General features: G+C 50.2%; 13 protein-coding genes and 1 pseudogene. All 14 read left to right on the top strand.

What is annotated here, in order from left to right:
* Positions 1-38 precede the first annotated feature (38 nt).
* The 14 genes and pseudogenes from K0036_RS14550 (at position 39) to K0036_RS14485 (ending at position 16367) form a co-directional block, all read left to right on the top strand.
* Positions 39-521, top strand: a complete 483-nt coding sequence (locus tag K0036_RS14550) for a TRAP transporter small permease (protein ID WP_025642568.1) — start codon at positions 39-41, stop codon at positions 519-521.
* Positions 521-1807: a TRAP transporter large permease gene (locus K0036_RS14545; protein WP_220430054.1), complete on the top strand. Its 1287-nt coding sequence runs from the start codon at positions 521-523 to the stop codon at positions 1805-1807. Before K0036_RS14550 ends, K0036_RS14545 begins: the two co-directional genes overlap by 1 nt.
* Positions 1808-1825: 18 nt before the next feature.
* Positions 1826-3106 (top strand): 3-oxo-tetronate kinase, encoded by a 1281-nt coding sequence (gene otnK, locus K0036_RS14540; RefSeq protein WP_220430053.1) that lies wholly within the window; start codon positions 1826-1828, stop codon positions 3104-3106.
* A gap of 1 nt (position 3107) precedes the next feature.
* Entirely contained in the window at positions 3108-3716 is a 609-nt protein-coding gene (locus K0036_RS14535; RefSeq protein WP_220430052.1) for a class II aldolase/adducin family protein, read from the top strand.
* 300 nt (positions 3717-4016) lie between these two features.
* Positions 4017-5516: a glycerol kinase GlpK gene (glpK, locus tag K0036_RS14530; RefSeq protein ID WP_025642575.1), complete on the top strand. Its 1500-nt coding sequence runs from the start codon at positions 4017-4019 to the stop codon at positions 5514-5516.
* Between the two features lie 3 nt (positions 5517-5519).
* Positions 5520-6953 (top strand): NAD(P)/FAD-dependent oxidoreductase, encoded by a 1434-nt coding sequence (locus K0036_RS14525; protein ID WP_220430051.1) that lies wholly within the window; start codon positions 5520-5522, stop codon positions 6951-6953.
* A 13-nt stretch (positions 6954-6966) separates the two neighbouring features.
* Positions 6967-7944, top strand: a pseudogene (locus K0036_RS14520) (NAD(P)/FAD-dependent oxidoreductase); the annotation flags it as partial.
* A gap of 19 nt (positions 7945-7963) precedes the next feature.
* On the top strand, positions 7964-8320 hold the full coding sequence (locus K0036_RS14515) for a DUF1667 domain-containing protein (RefSeq protein ID WP_196813541.1): 357 nt from the start codon (positions 7964-7966) through the stop codon (positions 8318-8320).
* Positions 8321-8400: 80 nt separating this feature from the next.
* Positions 8401-9648 (top strand): 6-phosphofructokinase, encoded by a 1248-nt coding sequence (locus K0036_RS14510; protein WP_004605908.1) that lies wholly within the window; start codon positions 8401-8403, stop codon positions 9646-9648.
* 185 nt (positions 9649-9833) lie between these two features.
* Positions 9834-9989 carry a hypothetical protein gene (locus K0036_RS14505; RefSeq protein WP_220430049.1) on the top strand — a complete coding sequence of 52 codons (156 nt, stop codon included), beginning with the start codon at positions 9834-9836 and terminating at the stop codon, positions 9987-9989.
* A 351-nt stretch (positions 9990-10340) separates the two neighbouring features.
* Positions 10341-11873 (top strand): hypothetical protein, encoded by a 1533-nt coding sequence (locus tag K0036_RS14500; protein WP_220430048.1) that lies wholly within the window; start codon positions 10341-10343, stop codon positions 11871-11873.
* The gene (locus tag K0036_RS14495; protein WP_220430047.1) at positions 11858-13675 is read left to right on the top strand and encodes a hypothetical protein; all 1818 of its coding nucleotides are present in this window, start codon (positions 11858-11860) and stop codon (positions 13673-13675) included. The genes K0036_RS14500 and K0036_RS14495 overlap by 16 nt, the downstream gene beginning before the upstream one ends.
* Positions 13676-13772: 97 nt before the next feature.
* Positions 13773-14939, top strand: coding sequence for an alanine dehydrogenase (locus tag K0036_RS14490; protein WP_025642587.1), 1167 nt, complete (start codon positions 13773-13775; stop codon positions 14937-14939).
* Between the two features lie 27 nt (positions 14940-14966).
* Positions 14967-16367, top strand: coding sequence for a Na+/H+ antiporter NhaC family protein (locus K0036_RS14485; RefSeq protein ID WP_025642588.1), 1401 nt, complete (start codon positions 14967-14969; stop codon positions 16365-16367).
* The last annotated feature ends 370 nt before the right edge of the window (positions 16368-16737 follow it).

Here is a 16737-nt window from a genome sequence, read left to right as displayed (position 1 = left end):
GCCTGGCATTTTTATACCTGGATTAGGAGGTTTAAAGAGTGAAAATCTTAGACAAGATTGTAGTAAAAATAGAAAATTATGTGTGCATCGTGACATTTATCATAATGATTTTCCTGACATTTGCCAATGTAGTATCCAGATTCCTGCTGCACATGTCGCTGTCCTTTACAGAGGAGATCGTGACAGGACTATTTGTCATAGCATCCCTTGCCGGAGCATCGGTTGCAGTCAGGAACCAATCCCACCTGGGGCTGGACTTCTTTATCGGCTTCATGCCGGCAAAGGTGAGGAAAGTGCTTTCTGTCGCGGCAACGGTGCTGGCGATCATCCTGTGCGGAACGATGTTCTATTATGGGGTGCTGATGGTGCGTCAGGAGATGTTTCTTGAGCAGGTGACCGCGGCCATGCAATGGCCGGAATGGATCTATGGACTGACAGTGCCTGTAGGAGCAGCGATCCTGGTGCTTCGGTATCTGATAGGCCTTGTGAGCCAGATCGCGGGATGGAAGGAGGAAAAGTAATGCTGAATACGTCTTTGGTCTTATTTGGAATATTTATCATTTTATTAATATGCAACATACCCATTGCCGTCTCTCTTGGGATTGCCAGCATTGTCAGCATCGTGGTCACAGGACTTCCGATTGAAATGTTTCCCATCAATGTATTTTCGGCATCCAGCAAGTTTTCGTTACTGGCGATTCCGTTTTTTATCGTGGCCGGCAACATTATGGAGAAGGCGGGAATATCCGAGAAGCTGATTGATTTTGCAAAGGCCTGCGTGGGCCACCGCAAAAATGGGGTCGCGCTGGTGTGCGTGATCGTGTCCTGTTTTTTTGCGGCGATCTCCGGCTCGGGCCCTGCAACGGTAGCGGCGCTCGGCGTAATCCTGATTCCCTCCATGGTAAAGGAAGGGTATCCGGTGACCTTTGCCTCCGCGCTTATGGCGGCAGGCGGCGCGATTGGCGTTATCATTCCGCCGTCAGTAACGTTTATCGTATATGGAGCAAGTTCAGGGGCGTCCATTGCCAAGATCTTTATGGCAGGCGTAATTCCGGGACTACTGATGGGGGCGGCCCTGGTATTTGCCACCATCTTCTGCGCAAGGAAGTTTGAATTAAAACAGATGCCCAAGGCCAGTGGAAAAGAACGATGGAGAGCCTTTAAGGATGCGGTCTGGGGACTTATGATGCCGGTCATCATCCTGGGAGGAATCTATTCCGGAATCTTCACGCCAACGGAAGCAGCGGCGGTATCGGCAGCGTACGGGCTGATTATCGGCATATTCGTCTATAAGAAGATCCGACTGGCCGATATGGCAGAGATGATCGTGAATTCAGGCAGCCAGACAGGAGTCGTCATGTACGTGATCATAGCGGCCTCCTTATTCGCGTGGGTCATATCGGTGGACGGCATAGCTACGGACATCGGAAATTGGCTGATGAACGTTACCAATGGAAACCTGTGGGCATTCCTTTTGATCACCAATATCATCCTACTGGTTGCAGGATGCGTGATGGATGCCACATCCGCGCTTTATATCTTTATTCCGATTCTTCTGCCGGTTGCCACGGCTATGGGATATGATACGGTTGCTTTTGGTATTGTCATGTGCGTAAATCTTGCCATTGGACTGGTAACCCCTCCGGTGGGCGTGAACCTGTTCACCGCATGCAGCATATCCAAGATTACCATAAAGGATATGATTCATGATGTGATTCCAATCATCTGCGCCTTGCTGGTCGTGCTGCTGCTGGTTACCTATCTGCCGCAGATATCCATGGCGCTTCCGCATCTGCTGGGACAATAAGAGAAAGGAGCAGGCAATATGAACAGAAAATTATTATTCGGCTGTATCGCGGATGACTTCACGGGAGCCAGCGATGCCGCCTCTTTCATAGCCAAGTCGGGGATGAGGACCATGCTCTTTAATGGAGTCCCCCATAATATGGAGGAACTAGATATTGATGCGGCTGTGATTGCATTGAAGACCAGGACGATAGACCGGGACCAGGCCGTCACGGATTCTCTTATGGCGGCGGACTGGCTGATAGAACACGGCGCAGGCCATCTATACAGCAAGTATTGCTCTACATTTGACTCGACGCCGGAAGGGAACATTGGCCCCGTCATGGACGCGCTCTTGGAAAGATGTCAGGAGGAATCCAGTATCATATGCCCTGCGCTTCCGGTAAATGGAAGAATCGTCAAGCAGGGGAAACTGTATGTCAATGGCTTGCTTCTGGAAGAAAGCCCTATGAAGGATCATCCGCTGACTCCGATGAGGGAATCTCATGTGGGAAAACTGATGGAGGCACAGAGCAAATATCCCTGCATCATGCTGGGAGAAGAATCGATGCGCGGAACAAAGGAAGAAATAGAGGCTTACATTAAGAGACAGGCTGAGGGCAAGGAACATTATTATCTGGTGCCGGATTATAGAAAAGACGAAGACGCCTGCAAGATTGCAGAGATTTTCGGGGAAATGAAAGTCTTAAGCGGAGGTTCCGGGATACTGACGGAACTATGCACAAGGTATATGGAAGAAGTCACGCAGCAAAAACTGCCGGAATCCGGCGTCCCCGGACGGGCGATCATACTGGCTGGAAGCTGCTCGGCCGCGACGCTTGGACAGATAGCAGAATTTAAAAAGGCCGGGCATTATTCCTTAAAGGTAGACCCTTACAGCCTGGCAGAAGGCAAAGAGACAGCAGAGAGTATCTGGAGGCGGGCTATGGAGGATAGCAGCGGACGGGAAATCCTGATCTACAGTTCGGATTCTCCGGACAAGGTAAAAAAAGTACAGGAATGCGGAAAAGAAAAGATGGCATCGATCATTGAAAGCACGCTGTCGGAGATTGCCGTCAAGGCAGAAGAAGCGGGTGTCAGAAGGATCATCGTAGCAGGAGGAGAGACGTCAGGAGCAGTAACACAGGCATTGGGCTATGACGCGTATCTGATAGGCCAAAGCATCGCCCCGGGAGTGCCGGTCATGATACCGGCCAAGAATGAGGGGGTAAGGCTGGTCCTTAAGTCTGGCAACTTCGGCCAGCCGGATTTTTTCCTTCGTGCGCTGGAGCAGACGGCCAATGAATCGTGGAGGAAATGATATGAACGAAGAAATCGCGAAAAAAGCAGAACAGGCAGTCTGGGCCGCGAAAAGCCTGTTTGAGAGAGGAAAGACGGCGGGCTCGACCGCTAATCTAAGTTTCCGGCATGAGGGATGCATCTATATCAGCGGAAGCGGCACCTGCTTTGGCACGCTCAAGAGTGAGGATTTTGCTGTGATGGACATGGATGGAAATCATGTGGGCGGGCCAGCGCCCAGCAAGGAATATCCGCTTCACAGGCTTCTGTATGAAAAGAAGGGCGTAGGCGCGGTGATCCATGTCCATAGTTTTTATGCCACTTTATGGTCCTGTCTGAAGCACCCGGACGAAGCCGATGTAATACCTGGATATACGCCGTATCTGAAGATGAAGACAGGAAGGATCGGCCTGGTTCCGTATGCGCCTCCGGGAAGCCGGGAACTCTTCCAGGCATTTGAAGAGCATATTGGAAGAAGCGAGGGGTATCTGTTGCAGAACCATGGCCCGGTTATCGGCGCTTCGGATATATTAAGCGCTTTCTATTCGATCGAAGAACTCGAAGAGAGCGCCAGGATCGCATGGCATTTGAGACATGAGCCAAAAGATATGGTAAACGTGATTCCCGGATAATAACGATTTCATTGAAAGATTACATTTTCATCATACTTTCGCCAAAACCATCCTTAAATGAGGATACCGAATGCCAGAATACAGGCGGGAACATGGCAGCCCGCAAGGCGACGCCTATGGAGGGCATCTTAAGCCCATATAAGTAAGAAGGATACAGACCTTCCGCAGTCTACAGCTGCGGGAGGTCTGTTGCATATGAGAATACATTTCTGTGGGAATGTCGCGGCAGGCTAGCCATTATGCCGCCGATTTGGTACAATGGATAGTAACTTACAAGAAGTGCTAAGAGAGGTGAAGGATATGGCAAGATATATTATGGCATTGGATGCCGGGACTACAAGCAACCGCTGTATACTATTCAATGAAAAGGGAGAGATATGCAGCGTGGCACAGAAGGAATTTACCCAGTATTTCCCAGAACCAGGATGGGTGGAGCATGATGCGGACGAGATATGGTCCACCCAGCTGGGGGTAGCGGTTGAGGCGATGAATAAGATCGGCGTAGATTCTAAGGATGTTGCCGCGATCGGCATCACGAATCAGCGAGAGACGGTGATCGTATGGGATAAGAATACAGGTGAGCCCATCTATCATGCAATCGTGTGGCAGTGCAGGAGGACGGCCCAGTTCTGCGATTCGCTGAAAGACAAGGGCCTTACGGAGTTCTTCAGGCAAAAGACCGGCCTGCTGATCGACGCCTATTTTTCCGGGACGAAGATCAAATGGATCCTGGATCATGTGGAAGGGGCAAGAGAAAAGGCGCAGCGAGGCGAACTCTTATTTGGAACGGTGGAGACATGGCTGATCTGGAAGCTGACTAAAGGAAGAGTGCATGTAACCGACTACTCCAATGCATCAAGGACGCTGCTCTTTAATATAAATACTCTGGAGTGGGATCAGGAGATTCTGGAGTTGCTGGATATTCCTGCCTCTATGCTGCCCCAGGTGAAGGAGTCCAGCTGCGTCTACGGGGAGGCGGACCCTTCTTACTTCGGCGGTCCTATTCCAATCGCCGGGGCAGCCGGCGACCAGCAGTCGGCCTTGTTCGGACAGACCTGCTTTCAGGCAGGGGAGGCAAAGAATACATATGGAACGGGCTGCTTCCTGCTGATGAATACCGGGGAGAAGCCGGTGTTCTCGAATAACGGCCTGGTAACCACCATTGCCTGGGGGCTGGATGGCAAGGTATATTATGCGCTGGAAGGCTCCATATTCGTTGCGGGAGCGGCAATCCAGTGGCTCAGGGATGAACTGCGCCTGATTGACTCTTCGCCGGACTCGGAGTATATGGCGCAGAAAGTAAAAGATACCAATGGCTGCTATGTGGTGCCGGCATTTACCGGACTTGGCGCGCCGCACTGGGACCAGTATGCGAGAGGAACCATCGTAGGGATCACAAGGGGCGTGAATAAATACCATATCATCCGGGCAACGCTGGAATCTCTGGCCTATCAGGTATACGACGTGCTGAAGGCTATGGAGGCGGACTCGGGAATTTCCTTAAGCTCACTGAAGGTGGATGGCGGCGCCAGCGCCAATAACTTCCTGATGCAGACGCAGGCGGACATCATGGACGCGCCGGTAAAGAGACCCAGCTGTATCGAGACTACAGCCATGGGAGCAGCTTATCTGGCAGGCCTGGCGGTAGGATACTGGAAGAGCAAGGAAGAGGTCATAAAGAACTGGGCGATTGACCGGACTTTTGAGCCAAAGATTGAGGAAGACGAACGAAGGAAAAGAATTAAGGGCTGGAACAAGGCGGTAAAATATGCATTTGACTGGGCAAAGGACGAGGAGTAGAGCATGTATGACGTAGTGATAATCGGAGCTGGGGTATCGGGCTGTGCCATTGCCAGGGAACTGGCAAAATATCGCGGAAGAATCTGCGTGCTGGAGCGCAGCGAGGATGTCTGCACAGGAACCTCCAAAGCCAACAGCGGCATCATCCATGCCGGGCATGATGCAAGGCATGGGACGATGAAGGCAAGGCTGAATGTGCGGGGAAATGCGATGATGGGCGAAACCGCAAAGGAACTGGATATTCCGTTTATACGGAATGGATCTTTGGTGGTCTGTACGGACGAACAGCAGATGCCGGAACTGAAGCGCCTCTATGAGAACGGCATTGCAAACGGCGTCCCGGGATTAAGGATCGTATCTGGATCCGAGTTAAGGCAGATGGAGCCCCATCTTTCCGATACAGTCGTAGCGGCGATTTATGCGCCCACCGGAGGCATCGTATGTCCGTTTGAATTGAACATCGCGTTGGCGGAAAATGCCTGCATGAACGGCGTAGAATTTCTCTTTCATGCAAAAGTGGATCGGATACGCAGACTGCCGGGAGGCTACGAAGTGCATACGGAATCCGGCCAGTCTTATGAAGGAAGGACGGTTGTGAATGCCGCTGGCGTCTATGCGGATCAGATCCACAATCTGGCCTGTTTGCCTCCGATGGAGATTGTTCCAAGGAAGGGAGAGTATATGCTTCTTGACAAAGCGGCAGGCAGCCATGTCTCAAGAACCATATTTACGCTGCCAGGGCCCTACGGCAAGGGCGTGCTGGTTACCCCAACCGTTCACGGCAATCTGCTGGTAGGGCCTACGGCTTTGGATATCCAGGATAAAGAAGGCATCCAGACCACCAGGGAAGGGCTTAAAAAGATTAAGGAACAGTGTGGCCGGGCGGTTAAAGATATCCCCATGAATCAAGTGATTACATCCTTTGCGGGCTTGCGGGCCCATGAAAAGGATGGAGACTTTATTATAAGGGAGGCACAGGACGGGTTCTATGACTGTGCAGGGATCGCGTCCCCGGGACTGTCCAGCTGCCTGGCAATCGGCGAATTGGTGGCAGGCATGGTAGAAGAACGGCTAAAACTTCCCAAGAATAAGGACTATATAGCAAGGCGGGAAGGAATCGTGCGCCCCGGTCAGATGTCCATGGAAGAGAGAAACGCTTGGATTCGGAAGAATCCGGCCTATGGCAATATTATCTGCCGATGCGAGATGGTATCAGAAGGCGAGATTATAGACGCGATTCACAGGCCTCTGGGAGCCAGGACCATGGACGGGATCAAGCGAAGGACCCGTGCGGGCATGGGACGGTGCCAGAGTGGCTTCTGCTCTCCGAAAGTTATGGAGATACTGGCGCGGGAATGGAATATGGACCTGCTGGAAGTGAGGAAAGCATCTGATGAGTCCTGGATGCTTAAGGGCCGGGACAAAGAGGAATTATAGGGAGGCAAAAGGCATGGAAGAATACGACATCGTGATTATCGGCGGCGGGCCGGCAGGCCTTGCTGCAGCCCTAAGTGCCAGGCATCAGGGAATCGAGCGTCTTTTGATCCTGGAGAGGGACAAGGAACTGGGTGGTATCTTGAACCAGTGCATCCATAACGGATTCGGCCTCCATACATTTAAGGAGGAACTGACCGGCCCGGAGTATGCCTGGCGCTATATCGAGCAGGTGCTGGAGCAGAAGATCCCATACTGGCTGAATACAATGGTGGTAGACATTGCGCAGGAAGACGGATGGAAGATCGTGACAGCCATGAGCAGAGAAAAAGGAATGTCAATGCTTCGCGCCAGAGCAGTCATCCTGGCAATGGGATGCAGGGAGCGCCCCAGAGGAGCCCTTAATGTCCCAGGCTTTCGTCCGGCAGGAATCTATACGGCCGGTACAGCCCAGAGGCTGGTGAATATGGAAGGCTATATGCCGGGCAAAGAGATCGTGATCCTGGGTTCGGGAGATATTGGCCTTATCATGGCCAGGCGTATGACTTTGGAAGGGGCCACGGTAAAGGTGGTGGCTGAGATTATGCCGAAGTCCGGCGGCCTTACCCGGAATATCGTCCAGTGCCTGGAAGATTACGGGATTCCGCTGAAGTTAAACCATACGGTGATCGATATCAAGGGAAAAGACCATATTGAAGGGGTAACGCTGGCGCGGGTAGATGAAAACAAAGACCCCATCCCGGGAACGCAGGAAGCATATCGCTGCGACACCCTGCTGCTGTCGGTAGGCCTGATCCCGGAGAACGAACTGACCAGGGGACTGGGGGCCAGAATGGATGAAAAGACCCATGGACCCGTGGTGGATGAACGGCTGCAGACTACGGTGGCAGGCGTATTTGCGTGCGGAAACGTGCTTCATGTGCATGACCTGGCGGACCATGTGTCCCAGGAAGCCGCGGAAGCGGGAAAACATGCTGCAGATTATGTAAAGGAGGCTATATGAGGTGGAGAAAATGAAGATGACATGTATCGTATGTCCCAACGGCTGCCAGCTGGAGGTCCTTGTAGACGAGGATGAGGTGGCAGATGTGTCGGGAAATCGCTGCATGAGGGGGTATGCCTATGCCCAGAAGGAGGTTTTAAGCCCAACCAGGACGGTAACAACGACGCTTGAGGTGGAGGGAGGGGAACTTCCCAGGGTGTCGGTTAAGACGGAACGAGAGATTCCCAAAGACCGGATCATGGATTGCATGCAGGCATTGAAGGATATTACGGTCAAGGCGCCGGTACAGATAGGAGATATCGTAGCGCAGAATGTGGCCGGAACCGGCATAGATGTGGTAGCCACGGTAAATGTGCATAAAAAATAAGAGTTTTTGTGGACAATTATGTTAAAATATACTAAAATGGTAATATCGACAGCAATTCAAGGAAGGAAGGGAACTAGTTTATGGAAAGAAATGTTATCGTAGGACAATCCGGCGGACCCACAGCAGCGATTAATTCAAGCCTTGCAGGAGTCTACCGTACAGCAAAGGACCGTGGAGCGAAGAAGGTATATGGAATGCTTCATGGCGTACAGGGGTTATTAGAGGAAAAATATATTGACCTGGCAGACCACATCAAGACGGAGCTGGATGCAGAATTATTGAAAAGAACGCCAGCCGCATTCTTGGGATCATGCCGATATAAACTTCCGGAGATTCATGAGAATCGCGACGTATATGACAAGATATTTGCCATACTTGACAAATTGGATATTGAAGCATTCATCTACATCGGTGGAAATGATTCCATGGACACCATCAAGAAGTTATCCGACTATGCGATCATCACAGGACATCCAACCAGATTCATTGGATGCCCGAAGACGATCGACAATGACCTGGCGCTGACAGACCATACGCCTGGATACGGAAGCGCGGCTAAATACATCGGCACGTCCATGAAAGAGATTATCCGTGACGGATTCTGCCTGGAATATGAAAAAGGCATCGTTACGATCGTAGAGGTTATGGGACGAAATGCAGGATGGCTGACCGGAGCTACGGCGCTGTCAGAAGGCGAGGACTGCGAAGGGCCGGATCTGATCTATCTGCCGGAGATTCCATTTGACCTTAAGAAATTTGGCGATAAGGTAAGGAAATTATTGGAAAAGAAGACGTCCATCGTAGTTGCGGTATCCGAGGGGATCCGTACCGATGATGGCACGTATGTATGCGAACTGGGCAACAGCATTGACTTTGTGGACGCATTCGGCCACAAGCAGTTATCTGGAACCGCATCATACCTTGCAAGCTTTATCGCAGGAGAGATCGGCTGCAAGACCCGTGCGATCGAACTCAGCACGCTGCAGCGTTCCGCATCCCATGCCGCTTCCAGAGTGGACATCCTGGAAGCATACCAGGTAGGCGGCGCGGCTGTAAAGGCAGCGGATGAAGGCGATTCCGGCAAGATGGTGGTGCTCCAGCGACTGTCCGATGATCCATACCAGTGCGGAACAGAAGTAAAAGACGTGCATAAGATCGCAAATGACGAGAAACTTGTTCCAAGAGATTGGGTGAACAAGGAAGGCACGTATGTGACGAGCGAGTTTATATCCTATGTCAGACCTTTGATTCAAGGAGACGTATCTCCGGTTATGGTAGATGGTATTCCGCGGCATCTGTATACGCCGAAGGAGTTGAGTCATAAGTAGGAATTTGGGGTAATTTTGTTTGGTATTTTGAGGACGGCCAAGGGAGGCGGGGTGCGGGCTGGCATCCTGGCTCTCTTTGCCTTGTCTTTGTAACTTCAAAAGTCGCCGGAACGTGGCAGCCGAGTCTATTCGGCGTGAAATCCTGAAAGGATTTCGCACCTCAGAGACTCTTAGAGATTTTATTTGTGACAAAATCTCCATGCCACGTTCCGGCGGCTTTTTCAGCAACAAAGACTACGGCTCGTTCGACAGGCACCAGCCAGCACCCCGCCTCCCTTGGCCTGTTCTTCGAAAGCGGCAGGCAATATTACGTTGAGGGGATTCCTGGAATTGTAGGATAGCCCGGGAATTCTGACTGGAGTAGGATGAAGAGTCACAGAAAGTTGCATACGGATATCGCAAAATAAGGATAAAGCCGGAAAATTTGCGCAGGCACACATCACAGGAATTGCCAACAAATTGCGGCAGCAGGGGAGACGGGCGGGGGATTGCGCAGGTAAGAGCAGGCGCCCGTCTCCCCTGCGTCCACAACTCCAAAAATTCCCCCCAAAAAACACTTGTAATTTTCCTCGGAATCAAGTAATATATGTATTACTCTAATTATTCAAAAGAATCTTTTATATCTGACGTATCAAATTTATTTATTTCCCACAGAAAGACAATGGAAAAGGCAAGAAAAAGAGGTGATGTAAATGTCATCAAAAGAAGGTTATGATGTATTGCGCCTGATCGAGCATGGGCAATCCTGCTATATTAGTTCGGAGTATGTAAAGGGGTGCATTTTAGCTGTCTGGCTCAGATACCATCCGAATCTGTCTAAGGATAGGCTTCTAGAGTGGATTCAGGATATTACCAGGCAATTGGGACTGATTCACAGATGCCGGGGCAATCCCTGCTATCGGTATGTGAACCCTTACAGCATCATTGTGACGCAGGAAGGCCAGCTGCATTTTCTGGATATGGATGCCAAGTCCAATGAAGAGCAATTAAGATTTATGCAGAGAAGGGTAATCAGGGAGCATTTCCTTCCGCTGCAGCAGGCCTATTACCAGAAGGCAAGCGTCCGCCTGGACATCTACGGGCTTGGAAGGACGATCCAGTATATATTGTCGGAGGCAGATCCCGAACCGCAGCTTAAAAAGCGGGAAGAAGCAAGGTTCCATAAGATTATATCAAGGTGTCTGAAAGACACATCCAAACATTCCTATCAAGACATATCTGACATTCGTAGACAAATCCCATCTTACAGAAAAAGAAAAGAATCCTATCCCAAAGCAAGAAAAATCCTGGCTGTAGCCGGAGCTGCCATACTATCTGCCGCAGTTGCAAAAACGGTGCTCTGGGGAGGGCGCAAGCCGGAAGAATCCCATGAGCCCGCAACAGAAATGGCAGAAAAGAGAACTATAAATAAAAGCGCGGCCAATGAGGGCGCGGTCAATAAAGACGCTTCCGATCAAGAGACAGCGGGCAAGGAGGCATATCTGGAACTTGCAATGGCTTACTGTCTGGAACTGAAAGATTATAAAAAGAGCCTTCAATATCTTGCGCTCGTATCGGATGACTATGCACCGGCCAAACACCTGGAAGCCATCGTAAAAGCGCTGGATGGAGGCGGAGGCACTGGGGAAGCCGCGGGAGCAGGCCGGGAATTGAAAAAGCATCTTCTCGAACTGGAAAAGGAGGCTCCGAAAGATCAGAAAGAGCGCTATGATCTATGTCTGATCAAGGGATACAGCCTTCTGGAAACCAGAGACGGGGCAGAAAATATCCTGAGGCTAGGAGAAGAATGGCTTGAACGGGAAGACTTGGAGAACCAGGAGGTAAAGGAAGTAAAAGAGTATATGGCAAGCGCCTATGAGCAGACGGACGCGTTTGAGGAGGCGGCGCATGTCTGGGAAGAAATATTGGAATTAGAGTCAGAGGAGAAGAAGCGGGAAGAAGTGTACAAGAAATTGACATCCCTTTATGAGACATGCGGGCAGAAGGAGATGGCGCTCAATACCTGTATAAAGGGCGTCGGGGAACTGGAAGATTCAAAGGACCTGGGATTCCTTCATATCCGGCTTTTGTGCAAGGATACAGCCATCAGCCGGGAATTGTGCGCCCAGACGATCCGGGAATATATTGGCAGGATGCCAGAGATTCTTGAGAAAGAAGAGTTTCAGAAGTTGCAGAAGGAATATGAGATTCGAGTGGAAGGGGAAGAAGTATGGGTAGGAAATTAAAGAGTATTTTAGCATTGGTCATCGTATTAGGAATGATATACTGGCAGCAGTCGTCAATCCTGCATGCGGAAGTCCCAAAGGAGGCAGGAAAGTTAAAGGGAGAATTATCAGAGGCAGGAACATGGAAAGCGTTGGATACTTCCAGGGGGTTAGAACGGCCAGAACAGCCAGAAGCACCAGAGGAGCCGGAAAATCCAGAACAGCCAGAGGTACCAGAAGAGCCAGAGCCTCCGGAGGAGCCTATCGAATGCTTTCATGTATCCATTCCTCCGGAAGATGGGGAAAATGGATACTATATTTCGAAGCCGGAAGTCGAAATTACGCATGTGAGCGGGGCGGGAGTTACAAAATACCAGTTTGCTGACAGCGAAGGCCAGATGATGGAAGGGGAACTGGCGCAGAAAGACGATGCGGCCAGGATAGCGGGGGAACAGTTTAAGGAGGGAATCAACAGACTGTCAATCTGGATGGAAGATGGAGAAGGGAAGCAGGTAGAGGAGTACAGACTGGATAAGGATTTCCTTATTGATACGCAGGCGCCTGCTATTTGGCTTGGGGCGCCCCGGGGATTTGAGGCCTGGTATCAGGAGACGGCTTCGATAACGGTAACGGGAGAGGATGGGGAGTTGGGAAGCCAGATTGAAGAGGTGGTTTGCGCTTCTGGCAATTCCCTGATTGGAAAGAGCAAGGAACTACCGGCCACCTTCCAGGTTGCTTATGCATCCGCCAAAGGAAATTCCATAAAGATTACGGTGACAGCAAGGGACCGGGCGGGGAATACGGCCCGCCGTTCCTGCGGTCTTTACATCGACCGGCAGCCGCCAAAGGCCAGGATAGAGGGGATAGAAGATTACATGATTACCAGCAAGCCTGTGGAGGTAAGATACTTTGTAGAAGAGGAAAATGTAATGGAAGATATGAGGGCATGGGCCCGCCGGGAAGACCCGCAAGGAAATGCCGGAGAGATTCCGGTATCGGAATGGTCGGAAACAGAATCCGGGAAATGTGCCAGACAGGTACTGGCTGATGACGGCATCTATCAGTTGAGCCTGTCTTGCACGGACAAGGCCGGATATGAGGCAGGGAAGGCAGCCCGGTTCATTATTGATACGAAGAGTCCGTTAATAAGCTACGTAGACCGTCTGGATAATCAGTATCTGAAACGTTTCTGCTGGAATTATCCTGCCAGCGAATGGATCCGGGACTTTACCAGTTATACATACACCACACTTTTGGATGGAAGAATCTATCCTATGGGACAGGAAGTCCTGGAAGAAGGAAGGCATACACTGGAGGTAAAGGCCATTGATGCCGCTGGCAACACCGGTACGGCAAAGGCCAGATTCGTCATTGATCATACCCCTCCCCAAGTTGTGTTTCGGGATGTGGAAGACGGGAAGGACTATGAGGAAGAGAAGACTTTCCAGGTAACCCTCGAAGATCAGGAGGATCAGATTGATGAGATAAAGATTAACGGGGAGGCGCAGAAGACGAATAAAAGGAGCAGGATTTATCAGTTTACGGTACAGGACTTAAAGAATTATGAGATCGAGGTCAGGGCATCTGACCATGCAGGCAATCAGGCTGTCGGTCATATGCAATTCCAAGTGTCGCCTAAGAAGACGGTATTTCAAAGGCTGATTAAGCCGATAGAAAAGAAACTGAAGGCAGATGCTAAGGAGAAAAATGAGAAAAAACCAAAAAAATGGCCAATAATATGCATGATTTTTATCCCGTTTTTGGCAATCGCAGTGTTAATATACTATAAAAAGAGGAAAAAGAACGGCTTTTTCTTGCGATAATCCGGTAAATTTTGTATAATAAGAAAGCGTGTGAATATGCAGATAAATGTATATTCTTGCGTCAGAATACGAAGGAAAGAAAAAGAAGGTAAAGATAATGAAGGCAGGTATATTAAAAGATATCAAGATTGGTGAAAACCGCGTGATCGCAACACCTGTGGAAGTGGCCAGCCTGATTGCGGATGGACATGAAGTACTGGTGCAAAAAGGCGCTGGTGTAAAGGCAGGGTTTGCAGATGAAAAGTATGCAGAAGCCGGCGCTGTCATGGTCGATACGGCAGAAGAGATTTACGGCACCTGTGACTTTGTGGCTAAGGTAAAGGAATTCGAGCCATCGGAATATGGCTTGTTAAGAGAAGGGCAGATTGTATTTACCTGTATCCATCCGGCTGCGCATCCGGAAGAAGTGCAGGCACTGCTGGATCAGAAAGTCATTGCATTCACAGCAGAAGATTCTCACAGATATGGCTCTCCGAACTGTGAGGCGGCAGGCAAGCAGGGGGCTCTGATGGGGCTGGACTCCATGCTTACCATTCATGGAGGCAAAGGAAAGTTCGTAAGCGGACTTGGAGCAGCGCCTGGAATGAAGGTTCTGATCTTAGGAGGCGGAGTGGTAGGACAGGCTGCGCTCGCCGTCCTGCACGCATTAGGCGCCTGGGTTACGGTGGCTGATATTAACATCGGGACCTTAAGGAGCCTGCAGAATCAGTACAGGCAGAACATCAATACTATGATTTCCAACAGGGAGAATATCCGCCAGATCCTGCCGGAGACCGATATGGTGCTCAACTGCGTGAAGTGGCCGAAGGGAAATACGCAGTATCTGATTACGAGAGAGATGGTAAGGACGATGGAGCCGGGATCTGTCATTGTGGATATCAGCAATGATGAGCAGGGGGCTCTGGAGACCTTCCATGAGACCACGCATGAGAATCCGCGGTATGTGGAAGAAGGGGTGGTACACTACTGTGTCAGCAACATTCCGGGGGCAATTGCCAATTCTACGTCCGTTGCCTATGCGGCATCCGTGCTTCCGCATTTTCGCAGCATCCTGAACCTGGGAGTTGCAGAAGCCTGCGCAAGAGACGGATTCTTAAGACGGAGCCTTACCGCATATCAAGGCTACCTGACGCATGAGGAGACCAGCGCGCTTCAGAATCGTCCGTGGATCCGTCCGGAAGATATCCTGGGCATAAGCGATAGGGCTTTGGATCCGGCGCCGCCGGCTACGGTCAGCCGATCCGATAATTTTATAAAGTTATAGACAAAAGAAAAGGGGGACTTTTATCTAATGGAAACAATGGGATTTATATCAATCATCCCGGCAATCCTGGCAATCGTACTGTCATTCGTAACGAGAAATACGATCGTTGCGCTGGCAATTGCCTGTATTACCGGAACACTGCTGTCCGGACAGGGCCTGTTCGGATTCCCGACGCTTTTAAAAGAGAGCCTTGGCACCACCAGTTTTTCCTGGGTTATGCTTCTGAATACCTTTATCGGCATTCTGGTGGCTTACTTTCAGAAGACTGGAGCGATCCAGGGATTTTCTCAGAAGGTGCATGACAGGAATTTAAGCCGCAAAGGCGCACAGCTGATGGCGTGGATTCTGGGCATCTTCATCTACTTCAGCGACTCTTTCAGCCCGTTATTCGTAGGTTCGGTTATGCGAAGCATTACGGACAAGGCAAAGGTATCCAGAGAAAAACTGGCCTATATTGCCGACTCCACATCCGCTCCGGTCAGCGTTCTGATGCCGATCACCGGATGGGCAGCCTACCTGATGGGACTCGCTGTAGGCGTGGGATGCATCGCGACTGACAAGGATGCGTCCGCGTTATTCCTGAAGGCGATTCCGTTTAACTTCTATCCGATCTTTGCGGTTCTGTTCGTAGGACTTCTGGCATCCGGGATCATTAAGGACTTCGGACCGATGAAGAAGGCTGAGCGCAGAGCCCAGGAAGAAGGAAAGGTACTGCGGGATGGGGCGACTCCGCTGATTGGCAAGGAACTTACGGACATGGAGGCATACCCGGGACTTAAGCCAAGGATATTCCTGAACTTCATCTTCCCGGTTCTGATGATCATCAGTATTGCGATCGGTACATATATCGCTTTTAGTTCTGCCAAGACCATGGAAGCCTTTCTGATGGTAGTCATCTTTATGACCGTCAGCATGATGATCCAGGGAATCCCATTCAAAGAGGTGATGAGCACTCTGACAGACGGCGTAAAAGGCGCGATTCCGGCAGTCATGCTGCTGGCGCTGGCTTATTCCGTAAATGCATTAAGTTCGCAGATGGGTACCGCAAACTATATCATCAATATGACGGAAGGCTTGCTGACGCCGCATCTGCTCCCGGCAATCATCTTCCTGGTATCTGCCGTTATGGCGTTTGCCACAGGATCTTCCTGGGGAACTTTTGCAATCTGCATGCCAATCGCGCTGCCGCTGGCATTTAACTTTACCGGCGGAACGCTTACAATTCTGGTAATCGCAAGTTTTGCGGCAGTAGCAGGCGGCGGAGTATTTGGAGACCACTGTTCTCCGCTTTCCGATACGACGGTATTGTCGTCTACAGGAGCCGCCGCAGACCATATCGACCATGTTAAGACCCAGCTTCCTTATGCGCTGGTATGCGGAGCGCTGGCTATGGCTGCTTATCTGGTAGTAGGTTTCTGTTTTGTATAAAGTGTTTGAAAATAGTTGAATATGATTCAGTGATGAAAGAGAGAAGAGGATACGACATTGCTGCCTGAAAAGGGAGCGTACGTATCCTCTTCTTTTCTGCAAAATTAAGTTGAACAGTCAAAGTGCCGGGGAAGGCATCGAAGTTCCCTGGCACTTTTTTGATGGAAAATATTGGAAATGAATAAAAAACGCGCCTGAGATATACTATATGCGCTGGCATTAGTAAGAATATAAAAAAATTAATGTGACGAATTGTTGGAAATGCACAAAAAGATTCTGAAAAAAATAAAAAACTATACAAAATAACAGATTGCTATTGACTTTGCCCTTGGGGGAATCTTTTACAATGTGTTCAAACAATTTAAACATA

Origin of the sequence: [Clostridium] scindens (genome assembly GCF_019597925.1) — a bacterium.
Taxonomy (GTDB): domain Bacteria; phylum Bacillota; class Clostridia; order Lachnospirales; family Lachnospiraceae; genus Clostridium_AP.
The sequence above is the reverse complement of the archived record's forward strand: the minus strand, read 5'-3'. Positions and strand labels throughout refer to the sequence as shown.

Coding starts and splice junctions, on each gene's coding strand:
- K0036_RS14500 (WP_220430048.1), top strand. CDS start 10,341: ATGTCATCAAAAGAAGGTTATGATGTATTGCGCCTGATCGAGCATGGG.
- glpK (WP_025642575.1), top strand. CDS start 4,017: ATGGCAAGATATATTATGGCATTGGATGCCGGGACTACAAGCAACCGC.
- K0036_RS14535 (WP_220430052.1), top strand. CDS start 3,108: ATGAACGAAGAAATCGCGAAAAAAGCAGAACAGGCAGTCTGGGCCGCG.
- K0036_RS14485 (WP_025642588.1), top strand. CDS start 14,967: ATGGAAACAATGGGATTTATATCAATCATCCCGGCAATCCTGGCAATC.
- K0036_RS14510 (WP_004605908.1), top strand. CDS start 8,401: ATGGAAAGAAATGTTATCGTAGGACAATCCGGCGGACCCACAGCAGCG.
- otnK (WP_220430053.1), top strand. CDS start 1,826: ATGAACAGAAAATTATTATTCGGCTGTATCGCGGATGACTTCACGGGA.
- K0036_RS14515 (WP_196813541.1), top strand. CDS start 7,964: ATGAAGATGACATGTATCGTATGTCCCAACGGCTGCCAGCTGGAGGTC.
- K0036_RS14525 (WP_220430051.1), top strand. CDS start 5,520: ATGTATGACGTAGTGATAATCGGAGCTGGGGTATCGGGCTGTGCCATT.
- K0036_RS14495 (WP_220430047.1), top strand. CDS start 11,858: ATGGGTAGGAAATTAAAGAGTATTTTAGCATTGGTCATCGTATTAGGA.
- K0036_RS14545 (WP_220430054.1), top strand. CDS start 521: ATGCTGAATACGTCTTTGGTCTTATTTGGAATATTTATCATTTTATTA.
- K0036_RS14490 (WP_025642587.1), top strand. CDS start 13,773: ATGAAGGCAGGTATATTAAAAGATATCAAGATTGGTGAAAACCGCGTG.